The following is a 14,858-nucleotide window of genomic DNA, read 5'->3' as shown; positions in this document are numbered from 1 at the left end:
GCCATGGCCTTTTTTGCTATCTAGGATTGTGCGGCGACTTTTATTCGGATAATCAACACAATGCTAAAGCGTGCGCTGCTTCTGCTGCTGGCTTTGACGCCAGGGCTTTCCTTTGCCGATCCTGCCTACGTCAGTGAAGACGTATACATTTTCTTGCACTCCGGTCCGTCCCGCGATTACCGCATCATCGGTTCAATCAACGCCGGTACCGAGCTCAAAGTGCTGGACCACAGCGGTGATTTCACCAAAGTGGAAGACGATCAGGGCCGTGACGGCTGGGTTGAAAGCCAGTTCGTAACCACCACCCCGTCGTTCAGGGTCACCATTCCCAAGCTCCAGGCCTCCCTTAAGGCTGCCCAGGACAAAATCACTGAGCTGTCTTCCGGCCACGAGGCGCTTGCCAGCACCCTGGACAACCTCAAGCAGGACAAAGTGCAGCTGACCCAACAGGTGCAGGAACAACAGGCCACCATCAGCCAGTTGCAAAGCCAGGTGAAAGGCATGGACCAAAGCAACCTGATGCGTTGGTTCATGTACGGTGGCGGCGTAGCCGGTGCCGGTTTGCTGCTGGGGTTGGTGCTGCCGCACCTAGTGCCCCGCAAGAAGCGCAAGGACATGTGGGTTTAATATATTGCCCCCAAATAAAAAGGCCGCGACAAGCGGCCTTTTTATTTGTATACCGAACGCAACGGATGAAATAAAAAACCAAAAATACAGAATTAAAATCCAAATGCAGCAGCATTCAAAAGAACACCATTCCTGCCATAACACCCGCCACAGGCGGCGCTTGTCATTTTAGAGCCCACGCTCTAGTCATGCAGCCAACCCATCTAACCGCAAAGCCTTATTTTTAGTGCCTTAACAGCACAATCATTCGCACTGTAAACAGTTGACCATCAATGATAGAAGGGAGCGGTAAAGGGGCGTTTTGTGAGCCATTCTTCAGTGCTTTCACGCGCTGCTCAAATGCGGTGAAAAGGGGATTTTCATGCACCGTGTATATTGTATACTCTGCGCCGTCCTGCCCGCCGAGGGTGGAAAATTCATCAGCCTTTGGCTCACAAAAGAGCCCTGTAGCAAAGGTGTCTAGCCCTATGTTCAATCCAAGCCAGGTGATTGCACCGGATTACCAGCTGCCCAGCCTCGATGCGCTGCGCCAAGCCATTACCGACAACTACGCGGTAGATGAAGAAAGCTACCTGACCGAGCTGTTAAAGCTGGTGCCAAGCGCCGAAGAGCAGGTGCAGGCGACCACCAAGGAAACCGAGCGGCTGGTCACCAAGATCCGCGCCCACCACGACAACGGCGACGGTATCCAGGCCTTCTTGCAGCAATACAGCCTAGACACCCAGGAAGGCATTATCCTGATGTGCCTGGCAGAAGCCTTGCTGCGCATTCCCGACCCAGACACCGCCGACGCCCTCATCAAGGACAAGCTGTCCGGCGCCGATTGGGCCAGGCACTTTAATCAGTCCGAATCCTTGCTGGTGAACGCTTCCACCTGGGGCCTGATGCTGACCGGTAAAGTGATCACCATGGACCGCCGCATTGACGGCAGCCCGGCGAACCTATTGAACCGCATGGTCAATCGCCTGGGCGAGCCGGTGGTGCGTAAGGCCATGTACGCGGCCATGAAGATCATGGGTAAGCAGTTCGTGCTGGGGCGCACCATCAAGGAAGCCCTGAAGAACTCGCAAAAGTCCCGCAAGCTGGGCTACACCCACTCCTACGACATGCTGGGCGAAGCGGCCCTGACTGCCAAAGACGCCCGCAAGTATTTTGACGACTACGCCAGCGCCATTGCCGCCCTGGGTAGCGCCGAGTACGACGAAAAACAGGCCCCCCGCCCCACCATCTCCATCAAGCTCTCGGCCCTGCACCCGCGCTACGACGTGCAGAACGTCGATAGGGTACGCACCGAGATGGTGGAGATCGTTCGCCAACTGGTCGAAAAGGCTCGCGCCGCCAATATCGGCCTGCAAATTGATGCCGAAGAAGCCGACCGCCTGGAGATCTCCCTGGATATCTTTGAAGCGGTGTATCGCAGCGATGCCGCCAAGGGCTGGGGCAATTTCGGCCTGGTGGTACAGGCCTTTTCCAAACGCGCCCTGCCGGTACTGAACTGGCTGGCCCGCCTTGGCCAAGAGCAAGGGGACCTTATCCCGGTGCGGCTGGTAAAAGGCGCTTACTGGGATACCGAGATCAAGCTGTGCCAGGCCGCGGGCCTCAGTGGCTACCCGGTTTATACCCGTAAAGCCAGCACCGATGCCTCCTACCTGGCCTGTGCCCGCTTCTTGCTGAGCGAGCACACCAAAGGCGTGATTTACCCGCAGTTTGCGTCCCACAACGCCCACACAGTCACCGCCATCAAGGCTATGGCCGCTGGCCGGCCTTTTGAATATCAGCGGCTGTGGGGCATGGGCGACGAGCTGTACGACACCGTGCTGGAAGAAAACCCCGGCCAGTCAGTTCGTATCTACGCCCCGGTGGGCAGCCACAAAGATCTGCTGCCCTACCTGGTGCGCCGCCTGCTGGAAAACGGCGCCAACAGCTCCTTTGTACACAAGCTGGTGGACCCGAAAACTCCGGTTGAGAGCCTGGCCACCCACCCGTTGAAAACCCTGGCCGAGGCCCCGAGCCTGGCCAACCACAAAATTCCGATGCCCGCGGCCATTTACGGCACCCGCAAGAATTCCGGAGGCACCAACTTGCATATCCAGTCTGAAGCCAAGCCTTTCTTCGACGCCCTGGCGCCCTTTAAAAATCACCAGTGGCAAGCCGGCCCCATCATCGGCGGCAAGGTACAAAGCGGCGAGCCGCAGCAGGTGGTGTCGCCCCATAACCACAGCGATGTGGTAGGCACCGTCGGTTTTGCCGGCGCCGCCCAGGCCAAAGAAGCCATCACCTTGGCCAAGGCCGCCTTCCCGGCCTGGCGCAACAGCAACGTCGAAGTGCGGGCCAAGGCCCTGGAAACCTTCGCCGACCTGATGGAAGAGCATCAGGCAGAGCTGATCGCCCTGGTTGCCCGTGAAGCTGGCCGTATCCTGCAAGACGGCATCGACGAAGTGCGCGAAGCCGTGGATTTCTGCCGCTATTACGCCCAGCAGGCCCGCAAGATGTTCAACGGCGCCGAAGTGCTGCCTGGCCCCACCGGCGAGCTCAACGAGCTGTACGTGCAAGGCAAAGGCGTGTTCGTTTGTATCAGCCCCTGGAACTTCCCGCTGGCCATCTTTGTTGGCCAGGTAGCGGCGGCCCTCGCCACCGGTAACACCGTGATTGCCAAACCGGCCGAGCAAACCTGCCTGGTGGCGTTTCGCGCCATTGAGCTGGCCCTCAAAGCTGGTGTCCCCGGCGACGTGCTGCACTTCCTGCCCGGTGACGGCGCCGGTGTCGGCGCGGCCCTGACCGGCGACGACCGTATCGCTGGCGTGGTATTTACCGGCTCTACCGCTACCGCCAAAGCCATCAACAAGGCCCTGGCCGACCACGACGGCGCCATCAAGACCCTGATCGCCGAAACTGGTGGCCAGAACGCCATGATCGTCGACTCCACCGCCCTCCCCGAGCAGGTGGTGAACGATGTCATTGGCTCTTCCTTTACCTCCGCCGGCCAGCGCTGCTCAGCCCTTAGGGTCCTGTACGTGCAAGCCGACGTGGCCGACCGCATTCTGGAGCTGTTAAAAGGCGCCATGCAGGAGCTGGTGGTAGGGGACCCCTGGGATTACAAAACCGACATCGGCGCCGTTATCGACAACGATGCCAAGGCCCAGCTGGAAGCTCACCTCGAAGCGCTCAAAGGCTTTGCCAAGCCCATCGCCACCACCCCCATGGGTGAGGCCACCCGCAACGGCTCTTTTGTCACCCCGACCGCGGTTGAGATAAGCAGCATCGACCAGCTGACCAAAGAGAATTTCGGCCCCATCCTGCACGTGGTGCGCTTCAAGGCCGAAGAACTGGACAGCGTGGTAGACGCCATCAACGCCACCGGCTACGGCCTGACCCTCGGTGTGCACAGCCGTAACGAAGGCCTGGCCTTGGAAATCGCCGACAAGGCCAACGTGGGTAACTGCTACATCAACCGTAACCAGATAGGCGCCATGGTCGGCACCCAGCCCTTCGGCGGCCAGGGCCTGTCCGGCACCGGCCCCAAAGCCGGTGGCCCGCACTACCTGTTCCGGTTTGTCACCGAAAAGACCCGCACCAACAACATCACCGCCGTGGGTGGTAACGCCACCCTGCTGACCCTGGGCGACTAAGGGCGCAAGCTAGGCAAAAGCCGCAGCATCCGCTGCGGCTTTTTTATTCCAGTCCTCATCACCCTGAGCGCGGTTATGACTGCCATGACCCGGCATAGCGGTATGTTTCAGGACGATGACAGCGCTCGTTCACATTCAAGACAGGCGCCTTAAGAAAACATTAAGGTTTTGCCGTACTTGGTATTTGATGATGCGCCCTGCTCCTTTTGACGCCCACTGGCGTCTGCGTCCACTTTTGACGCTCAACGTCCTTTCCCTGCTGCTGCTCGCTTCCTGGCTCTGGCCCGTGACCCGGGCTTTGTGGGACAGTTTTGACGACCAGCTTTTTACCCTGCTCAACAGCCCCTTGCAGCATTCCCACTCCTACGCCCTGGTGTGGGCGCTGGGTAGCATCAGGCCCATGGACATCGCCGTGGGCTTGGTGATGATGTGGTTTCTGGTGCGCCGGGATCTGGTATTTAGCGCCCTGCACCTTCGCAAAGCCCTGTTTGGCTTTTTAATTTTGCTGGCGGTGCTGCTGGTCACCCGGATACTGTTCACCTCGGTGTCCTACAAGCTCGGCTGGGAGCACGCCAGCCCGTCGCTGATAGAGTCTCACGCGGTGCGCCTGACCGAACTCTTCCCCGATTGGGAAAAGGTGGCCCTCAAAGACAGCGCAGGCCATAGCTTCCCAGGGGATCACGCCTCGGTGGTGCTGCTGTGGGCGCTCTTTTTAAGCTTCTTTGCCCGGGGCTGGAAGCTTGCCTTGGTGTGGGCCCTGACGGCACTTTTCATGCTGCCAAGGCTGGTGGCCGGAGCCCATTGGGGCTCGGATGATTTTGTCGGCGGGCTCTTTATCAGCCTGATGTCCATCGCCTGGGGCTGTTACACCCCCTTCCTAGCGCGGGCAGAGGCTTTGGTGGAGCGCCTGGCGGCGCCGCTGATGAACCGCCTTGGCAAGCTGCCGCTACTAACCCACAGCCGGCTCTTCAACCCGCAGCCTTAACTTTCGTTAATCGGCGGTCTTGGTATTGGCTGGTCCCTGGGCGCTGTTGTCCAGGGGCCAGTTGGTCAGAGCATTTAGCCAGATTATCTTGCCGTCAAAGCGCACCTTGGCGCTGTCCGGCCCTATCTCCAGCACATCAATCTGCTCATAGCTCTCGCCCTGGTGCAGCTTGCGGCCGTTAAATTTCACCCAGCGCTCAGAGGGTTCTGAGGCGTAAAAATGGCCGGTATAAAAGATATGGTCAGCCTTGATGCCGCGAGATGCAGGCGCGGCGTCGTCTTTTAACACCGGCGCCGAGACCGGTTTTTGGGCGTTGATAAAGAAAGGGTCCTGGCTGATGGCCGGCTCTCGTACCCGCACCATAGGAGCGGTGGAGTCGTTGCTGGGCGCCGGCGCCGCCTTGGGGATGATGGCGTTGGGCGCAGTTAACACCGGCTCCAGGGCCGACAGGCTCAGCCAGGACGCCAGCGCCAAGGCCAGCAACGCCACCAAGGTAAAGGCGCGGCGCCACCACAGGCGCGTGTCGGCGATAAAGCCCCCTTCAATAGCTGCAGGGGCTGGCTGCGGCTGGCGCCGGGCCAGGGCTTTGGCAAGCAGGCTCATAACACGGGTCCGGGCGCCCCAAGGGCGCGGTTAAGGCGTACCAGGGTGTTTTCTCCGGCAAGGCCGTCGGCCTTTAGGCCAGACTGGCGCTGGAAACTGCGCACCCGGTTTTGCATGGCGTCGTCATAACGCTGGGTATTTTGGGGCTGGTCGTGCAGCACCTGGCTTAGGGCGCCATCGAGCCAGGCCACCAGATCGCCCTGATTACCAGGCACCAGAGCGTTGTCGAATTGCGGCGGCGGGCGCCACAGCAAAATGGCGTTGCCGCGATAATGCTGGTCCAGCCAATGGCTGCTCACCGACACCGTTTTGTTGCTGAGCACCAGTTGGTAATCCTTGCCTGCCTTGGTAAGGGCGGCAAAAAAGCGCTCGCCGCTGTCATCCAGCAGCTCCAGCACCGCAGGGCGGCCAAGGGCGACCAGTTCTCGCCAGGGGCCTTCTTGGCGCAGGCAACGAAAGCCAAGGCGCTGGGCCTGGGTGCAGGGCTCGCCGTCCGGAGCCTGCATGCCCCAGGCGGCAAAAAGCGCATCAAAAGCGGCTAGGGAAATACGGTCTCGGGCCGCCGGCACAATATCGGCAACGGCAGCCACATCAGTACTGGCCTTGGTAACGGGCGCCGCAACCGGTGCCATTGGGGCTGGCGCACTGTGCTGGCCTTGCTGCATCCAGGGGTAGGCGGCCATGGCGCCAGCTCCTGCCAAGGCCAGCAGCGCCCAAGGCCACCAGGGCATCGGCCTTTTGGCCGGGCACAGCTCCTGGCCGATGATCTCACGGGCCGCTTCGTCCATCATCCGCGCGTCTACTTTGTCTTGCTGGGCGCCGTAGGCCCCCATCATCGCCCTGTCGCACAGCAGGTTCATCAGCCGCGGAATGCCGCCGCTGTGTTTGTGCAGGCGGCTAACGGCGGCGCGGGTAAAGAGTGGGCGCTCACGCCCGGCAATGCGCAGGCGGTGCAGCACATACTGGGCGCAATCTTTGCGGCTAAGCGGCAACAGGTGGTAGCGGGCGGTAATGCGCTGCGAGAGCTGGCGAAGCTCCTGGCGGCGCAGTAGCTGATTAAGCTCCGGCTGGCCGATAAGGATGATTTTCAGGAGCTTTTGGGTATCGGTTTCAAGATTGGTCAAGAGCCTCAGTTGCTCGAGCACCGACACCTTGAGGTGCTGGGCTTCGTCTACCAGCAGCACCGTTTGCCGGCCTTGCTGATGGTTTTGCAGCAAGAACGCCTGAATCACGTCGGTCAACTGCTTGAGGCTCGGCTGCTCGGGATAAGGGATCTTGAGCTCGTCGCACAAGGTGGCCAGCAGCTCACTCTCGGTGAGCATGGGGTTGAGCACAAAAGCAAGGTCAGTCAGTTCGGGCAGCTCTTTGAGCAGGCGGCGCGACACCGTGGTTTTGCCGGTACCCACTTCGCCGGTCAGCAGCACAAAACCGCCGGTATCGCGCAGCCCAAACTTCAAATGCGCCAGGGCCTCGCGGTGGCGCTCGCTCATATAAAGGAAGTGTGGGTTTGGCGCGATGGAGAACGGGTTTTCCGTCAGCCCAAAGAAAGATTCGTACATGGCTCGTCTGTTGTGCAGTTTTCCGCCCATATGGTTACGCGCCAGTGCTGCTTTGGCAAGGTATAATGGCCGCTCAAGCAGGAGGATTTGTGAACTGTTATCTGGTTGGCGGCGCTGTCCGCGATGAGCTGTTGGGTTTTGAGGTCCAGGACCGCGATTGGGTGGTGGTAGGCGAAACAATCGATGCCATGAAAAAAAACGGTTTCGAGCAAGTTGGCCGGGATTTCCCGGTGTTCTTGCACCCCAAGACCCATGAAGAGTATGCCCTGGCCCGCACCGAGCGTAAAAAAGGCAGCGGCTATACCGGCTTTGAAGTGTCGGCCAGCCCCGATGTCACCCTGGAAGAAGACCTTATCCGCCGCGACTTGACCATCAACGCCATGGCCAAAGCCGAAGACGGCACCCTGATTGACCCTTACGGCGGCAAGCGCGACTTGGATAGCCGGCTGCTGCGCCATGTCTCAGACGCCTTTGTCGAAGACCCTCTGCGGGTGCTGCGCCTGGCCCGTTTTGCCGCCCGCTTTGCCCATCTGGGCTTTACCGTGGCACCAGAGACCCAGGCGCTGCTGCAAACCATGGCCGCCTCCGGCGAGCTGGATGCCCTGACCCCGGAGCGAGTATGGAAAGAGCTGGAAAAGGCCCTTAACACCCCCTCGCCCCAGGTGTTTTTTGAGGTGCTTCGCGCCTGCGGCGCCCTTGATGTGCTGTTCCCGGAACTGGCCAACCTCTTTGGGGTGCCAGCCCCTGAAAAGTGGCACCCGGAGGTGGATACCGGCATTCACACCCTGCTGGTGCTGGCCCAGGCCGCCAAGCTCACCACTGACATCGAAGTGCGCTTTGCCGCCCTGTGTCACGACTTTGGCAAGGGGCTGACCCCGCCGGAAAAATGGCCCAGCCATCACGGCCATGGCCAAAGCGGCCTGCCCCTTATCAAAAACTTTTGCGAACGGTTTCGGGTGCCCAATGGCTGCCGGGATTTGGCGCTCTTGGTCTCCGACCTCCACTGCCAGGTACACACCGCCTTTGAGTTGAGGGCCGCCACCCTTATCCGGCTTTTTGACAAGCTGGACGCCTGGCGCAAACCCGAGCGGGTTGAAAAACTGGTGCTGGCCTGCATTGCCGATATCCGTGGCCGCACCGGTTTTGAGCAGCACCCCTACCCCCAGGCCGACTGGGTAAGACGGTGCTTTAGCGAAGCAAGAACGGTGGATGTGAAGGCCATAGTGGCGCAGGGCCTCAAAGGCCCTGCGGTAGGTGAGGCGGTAAATCGCGCCCGTATCGAGAAGGTTCAGGCCTTAAAAAACGCCGAGAAACACAAAAAGGCCGATGCCTAAGGCCTGGCGATACAGCACGAACGGCAACATGCCAAGGCGCGCCAGTATCTTTAAAAACCAGTGAATACAGGCCAGGGCGCTGGCAAAGGAAATGGCCGTACCCAGGGCGATTTCGTTCCAATCGACCATAGCCCCGGCCTTGACCATCTTCAGGCCCTCGTAGCCCCCCGCCATGACGATGACCGGAATGGACATCAAAAACGAAAAGCGCGCCGCCGCCACCCGGTTAAGACCCAGCATCAAGGCGGCGGTCATTGTTACCCCAGAGCGGGAGGTGCCGGGGATAAGCGCCAGCGCCTGGGCAAAACCGATAAGGATGGCGTCTTTCCAGCTGGCCTGATGCTCATCCTTATTACCCTTGGCTTTGGCATCGCTCCACCACAGCAATAAACCGAAGAGGATGGTGGTGCTGGCAATCACATAGGCCGAGCGGCCGTATTGTTCGATGAGATCAGACGCCAGCAGCCCAAAGGCGCCAGCCGGGATAGTGGCCACGATGATTTGCCAGGCCAGGCGGCTGTCTTGGTCACGCCGGCCGCTAAAAGACTGCACCCAGGCCACCAGCATGCGGCCCACGTCCTGGCGAAAATACCACACCACCGCCAACAAGGTGCCTACGTGCACCGCTACGTCAAAGCCCACGCCCTGATCCTGCCAGCCCAGCAACTGGGACGGCAAAATCAGGTGAGCAGAGGATGAAATGGGCAAAAATTCGGTGAGGCCCTGCAGCAACGCCAGGACAATAATTTCAATAAAACTCAAGACTTATTCCTCGAATGGCACTTTCCACAGGGGTTGGTTCTTGTCGAACCCCTGCCATAGGCTCTTGTAGCTGTACTGGGTGCCCGGCAAGGTTTCATCAGGCACCAGTTCGGCCAGGGGCCAGAGCACAAAGGCGAGTTTGAGGATATCGGGCCTTGGTAGCACGGTGGGTTCCAGGCAAACCCGGTCGCCGAAGGTCAAAAGGTCGATATCCAGGGTGCGGGGGGCGTATTTCTTGGCGTTTTCGGGGCGGCCGTGGGCAAATTCCACGTCTTTTATCCAGGCCAGCACCGCATCCACGGGCCAGTCGGTCCAGGCTTTGACCGCCATGTTCAAAAAATTGGTGCCGTTAAACCCCACCGGCTCGGCCTCAAACACTGGCGAACACTGAATGTCGCCAAAGGCGTCGCGCAGGGCCTTGAGCCCGGCCCGCAAGTGCAGCTCCGGGGTAACATTGGAGCCGAGGCTAAAGAGCATTGGGGTCATGCGCGGCGCTCGATGATCAGCCCCACATTGCGGGCATTGGGCACGGCGCCGGGTTTGGAGAGCTTCATCTTCAGCCAGCTGACCCCAAATTGGCTCAGCAACTGCTCGGCAATACGCTCGGCCAGGGTCTCAATTAACTCGAATTGGTGGGTTTCGGCAAATTGGCTAATAAAAGCGCTGATTTTCCCGTAACATAAGGCCTGACCGTAGTCATCGCCCCTGGCTGCGGCCTGAATGTCGGTAGCCAGTTCCAAGTCAAACACCAGCTTGCGCTTGTGGGTCTTTTCCCAGTCGAAAATACCAATGACGGCATAGACTTCCAGGCCTTCTATAAAGATGCGATCGGTCACAGGTCGGTTCTCGTTTAGGCGCCGGCCCTGTTAAGCTTTGGGCCTGCTGGTGTGACAACGGCAGCCGAGTTTACCTTATCGATTAAACGGAAAAAACTAAGCCCTATCATGATAGCCACTGCCGTACTGATGACCCTGCTTGCCTACCTGATGGGATCAGTCTCCAGTGCCGTGATCGTTTGCCGCCTCTTTGCCCTACCCGACCCGCGCCAGCACGGCTCCGGCAACCCCGGCGCCACCAACGTGTTGCGCCTGGGCGGCAAAGGCGCTGCCGCCATGGTGCTGGTAAGCGATGTACTCAAGGGCACCATCCCGGTGTGGACCAGTTACTTCCTGGGTATCGAGGCCATCTGGCTGGGGGTTATCGCCATTGCCGCCTGCCTCGGCCATATCTTCCCCATTTTCTTTCATTTTCGTGGTGGTAAAGGCGTGGCAACCGCCTTTGGCGCCATGCTGCCCATCGGTTTGAGCCTCGCCGGGCTGCAAATTCTCACTTGGCTGCTGCTGGTGATTCTGACCCGGCTCTCTTCCCTGGCGGCCATTCTCACCGCCGGGCTGTCACCGCTCTTTACCTGGTTTATCAAGCCAGCCTATGTGATCCCGGTGGCCATGTTGTCGCTGCTGATAATCATCCGCCACAAGGACAACCTGCGCCGCTTGTGGAACGGCACCGAGCCCAAGATGAAGTTTCGCCGCTCCAAGCCGCAATAAAGGTGACAGTGGGCATTAAAAAAGGCGGCCTAGGCCGCCTTTTTTAGTCGATGCTCGCCAAGGATTCGAGGGACCAGCGCGGCTGGGCTTTTACCCCCAATTCACGGTTGCCTTCTTTGGCCAGGCGCAGGGCACCTGCCAGCGCGATCATGGCGCCGTTGTCGGTGCAGAACTCGGGGCGGGCGTAGAACACCTCGCCTTTTCTGCCAGCCATCAGTTTTTCCAAGGCAGCGCGCAGGCGCTTGTTGGCACTGACGCCACCGGCGATAACGATGCGGTTATAGCCGGTTTCCTTGAGTGCGCGGCGGCATTTGATAACCAGGGTATCCACTACCGCTTCTTCAAAGGCGCGGGCGATATCGGCCTGGGTCTGCTCGTCGTCCCCTTCGCTGCGAATGACATTAGCGGCGGCGGTTTTAAGGCCTGAGAAGCTAAAATCCAGGCCCGGCCTGTCGGTCATGGGCCGCGGGAAGGTAAAGCGCTCGGGGTTACCCTTTTCAGCCAGCATCGCCAAGCGCGGGCCGCCGGGGTAATCAAGGCCCAGGAGCTTGGCGGTTTTATCAAAGGCTTCACCTGCAGCGTCATCGATAGACTCGCCAAGAATGCGGTATTTGCCTATGCCTTCTACCGCCACCAACTGGGTGTGGCCACCGGAGACCAGCAGCGCCACAAAAGGAAATTCAGGCGGGCGCTCTTCAAGCATGGGCGCCAGCAGGTGCCCTTCCATGTGGTGTACGCCAATGGCGGGAATGTTCCAGCCGTAAGCCAGGCTTTTACCTATGGTGGCCCCTACCAGCAAGGCGCCAACCAGCCCTGGGCCAGCGGTGTAGGCCACGCCGTCGAGGTCTTCACCGCTAAGGCCCACCTCGTTCAGCGCTTCTTTTATCAGCGGCAGGGTTTTACGCACGTGGTCGCGAGACGCCAGCTCAGGCACCACACCGCCGTAATCGGCGTGCAGCTTTACCTGGCTATAGAGCCGGTGGGCCAACAAGCCTTGCTCGGTGTCGTAGATGGCAATGCCGGTTTCGTCACAGGAGGTTTCGATACCTAAAACGCGCATGGGGAGCCTCGCAACCACAGGGGGCCGCTATCTTACCCATAGCCAGACCCCATCTCCACCTTTATGGTGACATATCGGCTTTACATTGCCCTTTGGGCTACGTTAGAATTCCGCACCATTTTTAGTCATATGTGGTCATATTGCAGACCACCTAACCGTATAACCCCTGAGGTGATGGTACATGCCGGTAATCAAAGTACGTGAGAACGAACCTTTCGACGTAGCCCTGCGTCGTTTCAAGCGCTCCTGTGAAAAAGCAGGCGTGCTGGCCGAGTGTCGCAAGCGCGAATTCTACGAGAAGCCCACCACTGAGCGTAAGCGCAAGAAAGCTGCTGCCGTTAAGCGTCACGCCAAGAAACTGGCTCGCGAAAACGCTCGTCGCGTTCGTCTGTACTAATTCGTTCAGGCATCCGGAGCCGTTATGAGTCTCAGAGAGCAACTCACCGACGCGCAAAAAGATGCTATGCGTGCCAAGGACAAACCGCGCCTTGGCACGTTGCGCCTCGCCCTTTCTGCCATTAAACAGGTAGAAGTGGATGAGCGTCGCGAACTGAGTGACGACGATATCATTGCCATCATCACCAAGATGATTAAGCAACGCCGTGACTCCATCTCCCAGTATGAAGCTGCAGGCCGCCAAGAACTGGCCGATGCCGAAGCTGGCGAGATAACAGTTCTGCAGGATTTCCTGCCCAAGCAGCTCAGCAGCGACGAAGTCGCCGCGCTGATTGACCAAGCCATTCAAGAAACCGGTGCCAACGGCCCGGCGGACATGGGCAAGGTCATGGGGTGGCTCAAGCCCAAGCTGCAAGGCCGTGCCGAGATGGGCCCCATCAGCGGCCAGGTCAAGGCCAAATTAAGCGCCTGACAATTCTGATACGGGTGATAGGATAACTCCTTCACCCGATCCCTTATTTTTCGCGCTGGCTGGAGCATCATGGCTGGAACCATTCCCCGTGATTTCATCGACGATCTGTTGGCCAGAACCGACATCGTTGAGCTAGTCAGTAGCCGCGTCAAACTCAAGAAAGCCGGTAAGAACTACAGCGCCTGCTGCCCTTTTCACAGCGAAAAGACGCCGTCTTTCTCAGTCAGCCCGCAAAAACAGTTTTATTACTGCTTTGGCTGTGGTGCCAAAGGCGATGCCATCAAGTTTGTCGAAGAGTTCGACCGCATCAACTTTGCCGAAGCCGTCGAAGAGCTGGCCGCCATGCACGGCCTGGAAGTGCCCCGCGAAGCCCAAGGCCCGCAGCGTAATGCCAAGGCCCAGGAGCGCCGGGAAGACGCCTACGCCCTGATGCAAAGCATCCAGCACCAGTACTACCAGAATTTAAAAGAGCACCCGGCGGCAGTGGACTACCTCAAGGGCCGCGGCTTGTCGGGAGATATCGTCAAGCAGTTCGGTATCGGCTTTGTGCCCGACGAATGGGACAGCGTCCTTAAAAAGTTCGGCACCAGCTTTGAGCGCCAACAGCTGCTGATGGACACCGGCATGCTGGTGCAAAACGACAGCGGCCGCCGTTATGACCGCTTTCGTGACCGGGTCATGTTCCCCATTCGTGACCGCCGCGGCCGCACCATCGCCTTTGGTGGCCGGGTGCTGGGAGACGGCACTCCCAAATACTTAAACTCGCCGGAAACCCGCATTTACCACAAGGGCTCCGAGCTGTACGGCTTATATGAGGCCCGCCAAGCCAACCGCGATTTAGAGCGGTTGGTGGTGGTGGAAGGTTATATGGACGTGGTGGCGCTGTTCCAGGCTGGTATCACCTATGCGGTGGCAAGCCTTGGCACCTCCACCACCAGTGACCAGCTCGAACTGCTGTTTCGCTCCAGCCCGGAAGTGATTTGCTGTTACGACGGTGACCGCGCTGGCCGCGAAGCTGCCTGGCGCGCCATGGAAAACGCCCTACCGCTGCTGCGCGACGGCCGCACCTTGAAGTTTATCTTCCTGGCCGATGGCGAAGATCCAGACTCCATGGTGCGAAAAGAAGGCAAAGCCGCCTTTGAAGCAGCCCTGGCCGGTGCCCTGCCCTTGTCGCAGTTTCTGTTTCAGGAGCTGGAAAAGAGCATCGACATGAGCAGCCCCGACAGCCGCTCGCGCCTGGCAGAAAAGGCGGTGCCGCTGCTCGATAGGCTGCCCGACTCGGTCTACCGGGTGATGCTGCGGGAAAACCTGGCCAAGCGCCTTGGGGTTGCCGAGGAACAATTAGAACGTTTTGTGGCCAAAACCCCTGCCAACGCAGCTGGGGCCGCCAACAAAACCAAAGGCAAAGCCGGAAGGCCGCCACTGATGCGGCTGACCATCGCCATTTTGGTGCAACACCCGGCCTTGGCCAACGATTTACCTGATATGGATTTTCGTGCATTACGTCTGCCCGGGGCAGAGGTACTGGACGAAGCGGTGCGGGTTATAAAGGAAGGCAGTATCCCGACAACGGGTCAATTACTGCGCAGGCTTGAAAATAGCCAACATGCCCCCATCTATAACAAGCTGGCAGAACTTGACCTTTCTGCCGTCGAAGACAATCTGGCCCCGGAACTACTTGGCGCCGTTGAGCGCCTATTGAACGAATCGCTTGAGATTCGCTACCAAGAGCTTGTTGCCAAGCAAGACAGGAAACAGGCTACAGAAGAAGAAATTCAAGAACTTATGGCATTGATTTCGGCGAAGGCCGGGATTGATTGACACACAGACTGTGCTAGCAGTGAGCAGTACGACTCGCTATACTGTCGTATTCACTTTTTGGCA

Annotated in this window: 14 protein-coding genes; 8 read left to right on the top strand and 6 right to left on the bottom strand. The window is 59.1% G+C overall.

Annotated elements, in window-relative coordinates; translation table 11 throughout:
* The first annotated feature begins 60 nt into the window (after positions 1-60).
* The 3 genes from AC22G1_RS04415 to AC22G1_RS04405 all read left to right on the top strand — a co-directional run bounded on the left by AC22G1_RS04415 (position 61) and on the right by AC22G1_RS04405 (position 5,241).
* Entirely contained in the window at positions 61-627 is a 567-nt protein-coding gene (locus tag AC22G1_RS04415; RefSeq protein ID WP_487315688.1) for a TIGR04211 family SH3 domain-containing protein, read from the top strand.
* Positions 628-1,094: 467 nt separating this feature from the next.
* On the top strand, positions 1,095-4,256 hold the full coding sequence (gene putA, locus AC22G1_RS04410; protein WP_487315687.1) for a bifunctional proline dehydrogenase/L-glutamate gamma-semialdehyde dehydrogenase PutA: 3,162 nt from the start codon (positions 1,095-1,097) through the stop codon (positions 4,254-4,256).
* Between the two features lie 187 nt (positions 4,257-4,443).
* A complete protein-coding gene (locus AC22G1_RS04405) occupies positions 4,444-5,241 on the top strand; it encodes a phosphatase PAP2 family protein (protein WP_487315686.1) in 798 nt (265 codons plus the stop codon).
* A gap of 6 nt (positions 5,242-5,247) precedes the next feature.
* Here AC22G1_RS04405 and AC22G1_RS04400 read toward each other — a convergent pair whose 3' ends face one another.
* Both AC22G1_RS04400 and AC22G1_RS04395 read right to left on the bottom strand, forming a co-directional pair.
* A complete protein-coding gene (locus AC22G1_RS04400; RefSeq protein ID WP_487315685.1) occupies positions 5,248-5,844 on the bottom strand; it encodes a general secretion pathway protein GspB in 597 nt (198 codons plus the stop codon).
* On the bottom strand, positions 5,841-7,403 hold the full coding sequence (locus AC22G1_RS04395) for an ExeA family protein (protein WP_487315684.1): 1,563 nt from the start codon (positions 7,401-7,403) through the stop codon (positions 5,841-5,843). The genes AC22G1_RS04400 and AC22G1_RS04395 overlap by 4 nt, the downstream gene beginning before the upstream one ends.
* Before the next feature lie 89 nt (positions 7,404-7,492).
* Between AC22G1_RS04395 and AC22G1_RS04390 the strand changes: the two genes are divergently transcribed.
* Complete coding sequence (locus AC22G1_RS04390) at positions 7,493-8,737, top strand: multifunctional CCA addition/repair protein (protein WP_487315683.1); 1,245 nt, start codon at positions 7,493-7,495, stop codon at positions 8,735-8,737.
* On the opposite strand, the gene AC22G1_RS04385 is transcribed toward AC22G1_RS04390, so the two are convergent.
* The 3 genes from AC22G1_RS04385 to folB are packed head-to-tail and all read right to left on the bottom strand — an operon-like array spanning position 8,699 to position 10,335.
* Complete coding sequence (locus AC22G1_RS04385) at positions 8,699-9,499, bottom strand: undecaprenyl-diphosphate phosphatase (protein ID WP_487315682.1); 801 nt, start codon at positions 9,497-9,499, stop codon at positions 8,699-8,701. The two genes, AC22G1_RS04390 and AC22G1_RS04385, sit on opposite strands and share 39 nt — an antisense overlap.
* 3 nt (positions 9,500-9,502) lie before the next feature.
* Positions 9,503-9,985: a 2-amino-4-hydroxy-6-hydroxymethyldihydropteridine diphosphokinase gene (gene folK / locus AC22G1_RS04380; protein WP_487315681.1), complete on the bottom strand. Its 483-nt coding sequence runs from the start codon at positions 9,983-9,985 to the stop codon at positions 9,503-9,505.
* Positions 9,982-10,335 (bottom strand): dihydroneopterin aldolase, encoded by a 354-nt coding sequence (gene folB / locus AC22G1_RS04375; RefSeq protein ID WP_050657145.1) that lies wholly within the window; start codon positions 10,333-10,335, stop codon positions 9,982-9,984. The genes folK and folB overlap by 4 nt, the downstream gene beginning before the upstream one ends.
* Before the next feature lie 108 nt (positions 10,336-10,443).
* On the opposite strand from folB, the gene plsY reads away from it, so the two are divergent.
* Positions 10,444-11,046, top strand: coding sequence for a glycerol-3-phosphate 1-O-acyltransferase PlsY (gene plsY / locus AC22G1_RS04370; protein ID WP_123421142.1), 603 nt, complete (start codon positions 10,444-10,446; stop codon positions 11,044-11,046).
* Between the two features lie 43 nt (positions 11,047-11,089).
* Here plsY and tsaD read toward each other — a convergent pair whose 3' ends face one another.
* A complete protein-coding gene (gene tsaD / locus AC22G1_RS04365; protein WP_487315680.1) occupies positions 11,090-12,106 on the bottom strand; it encodes a tRNA (adenosine(37)-N6)-threonylcarbamoyltransferase complex transferase subunit TsaD in 1,017 nt (338 codons plus the stop codon).
* Between the two features lie 181 nt (positions 12,107-12,287).
* Between tsaD and rpsU the strand changes: the two genes are divergently transcribed.
* The 3 genes from rpsU (at position 12,288) to dnaG (ending at position 14,795) form a co-directional block, all read left to right on the top strand.
* Positions 12,288-12,503, top strand: a complete 216-nt coding sequence (gene rpsU, locus AC22G1_RS04360) for a 30S ribosomal protein S21 (RefSeq protein WP_008485630.1) — start codon at positions 12,288-12,290, stop codon at positions 12,501-12,503.
* Between the two features lie 24 nt (positions 12,504-12,527).
* Entirely contained in the window at positions 12,528-12,974 is a 447-nt protein-coding gene (locus tag AC22G1_RS04355) for a GatB/YqeY domain-containing protein (RefSeq protein ID WP_487315679.1), read from the top strand.
* Positions 12,975-13,043: 69 nt separating this feature from the next.
* On the top strand, positions 13,044-14,795 hold the full coding sequence (dnaG, locus tag AC22G1_RS04350) for a DNA primase (protein WP_487315678.1): 1,752 nt from the start codon (positions 13,044-13,046) through the stop codon (positions 14,793-14,795).
* Positions 14,796-14,858: the final 63 nt, after the last annotated feature.

It is taken from the genome of Gallaecimonas zhanjiangensis (assembly GCF_057624825.1).
The sequence above is the reverse complement of the archived record's forward strand: the minus strand, read 5'-3'. Positions and strand labels throughout refer to the sequence as shown.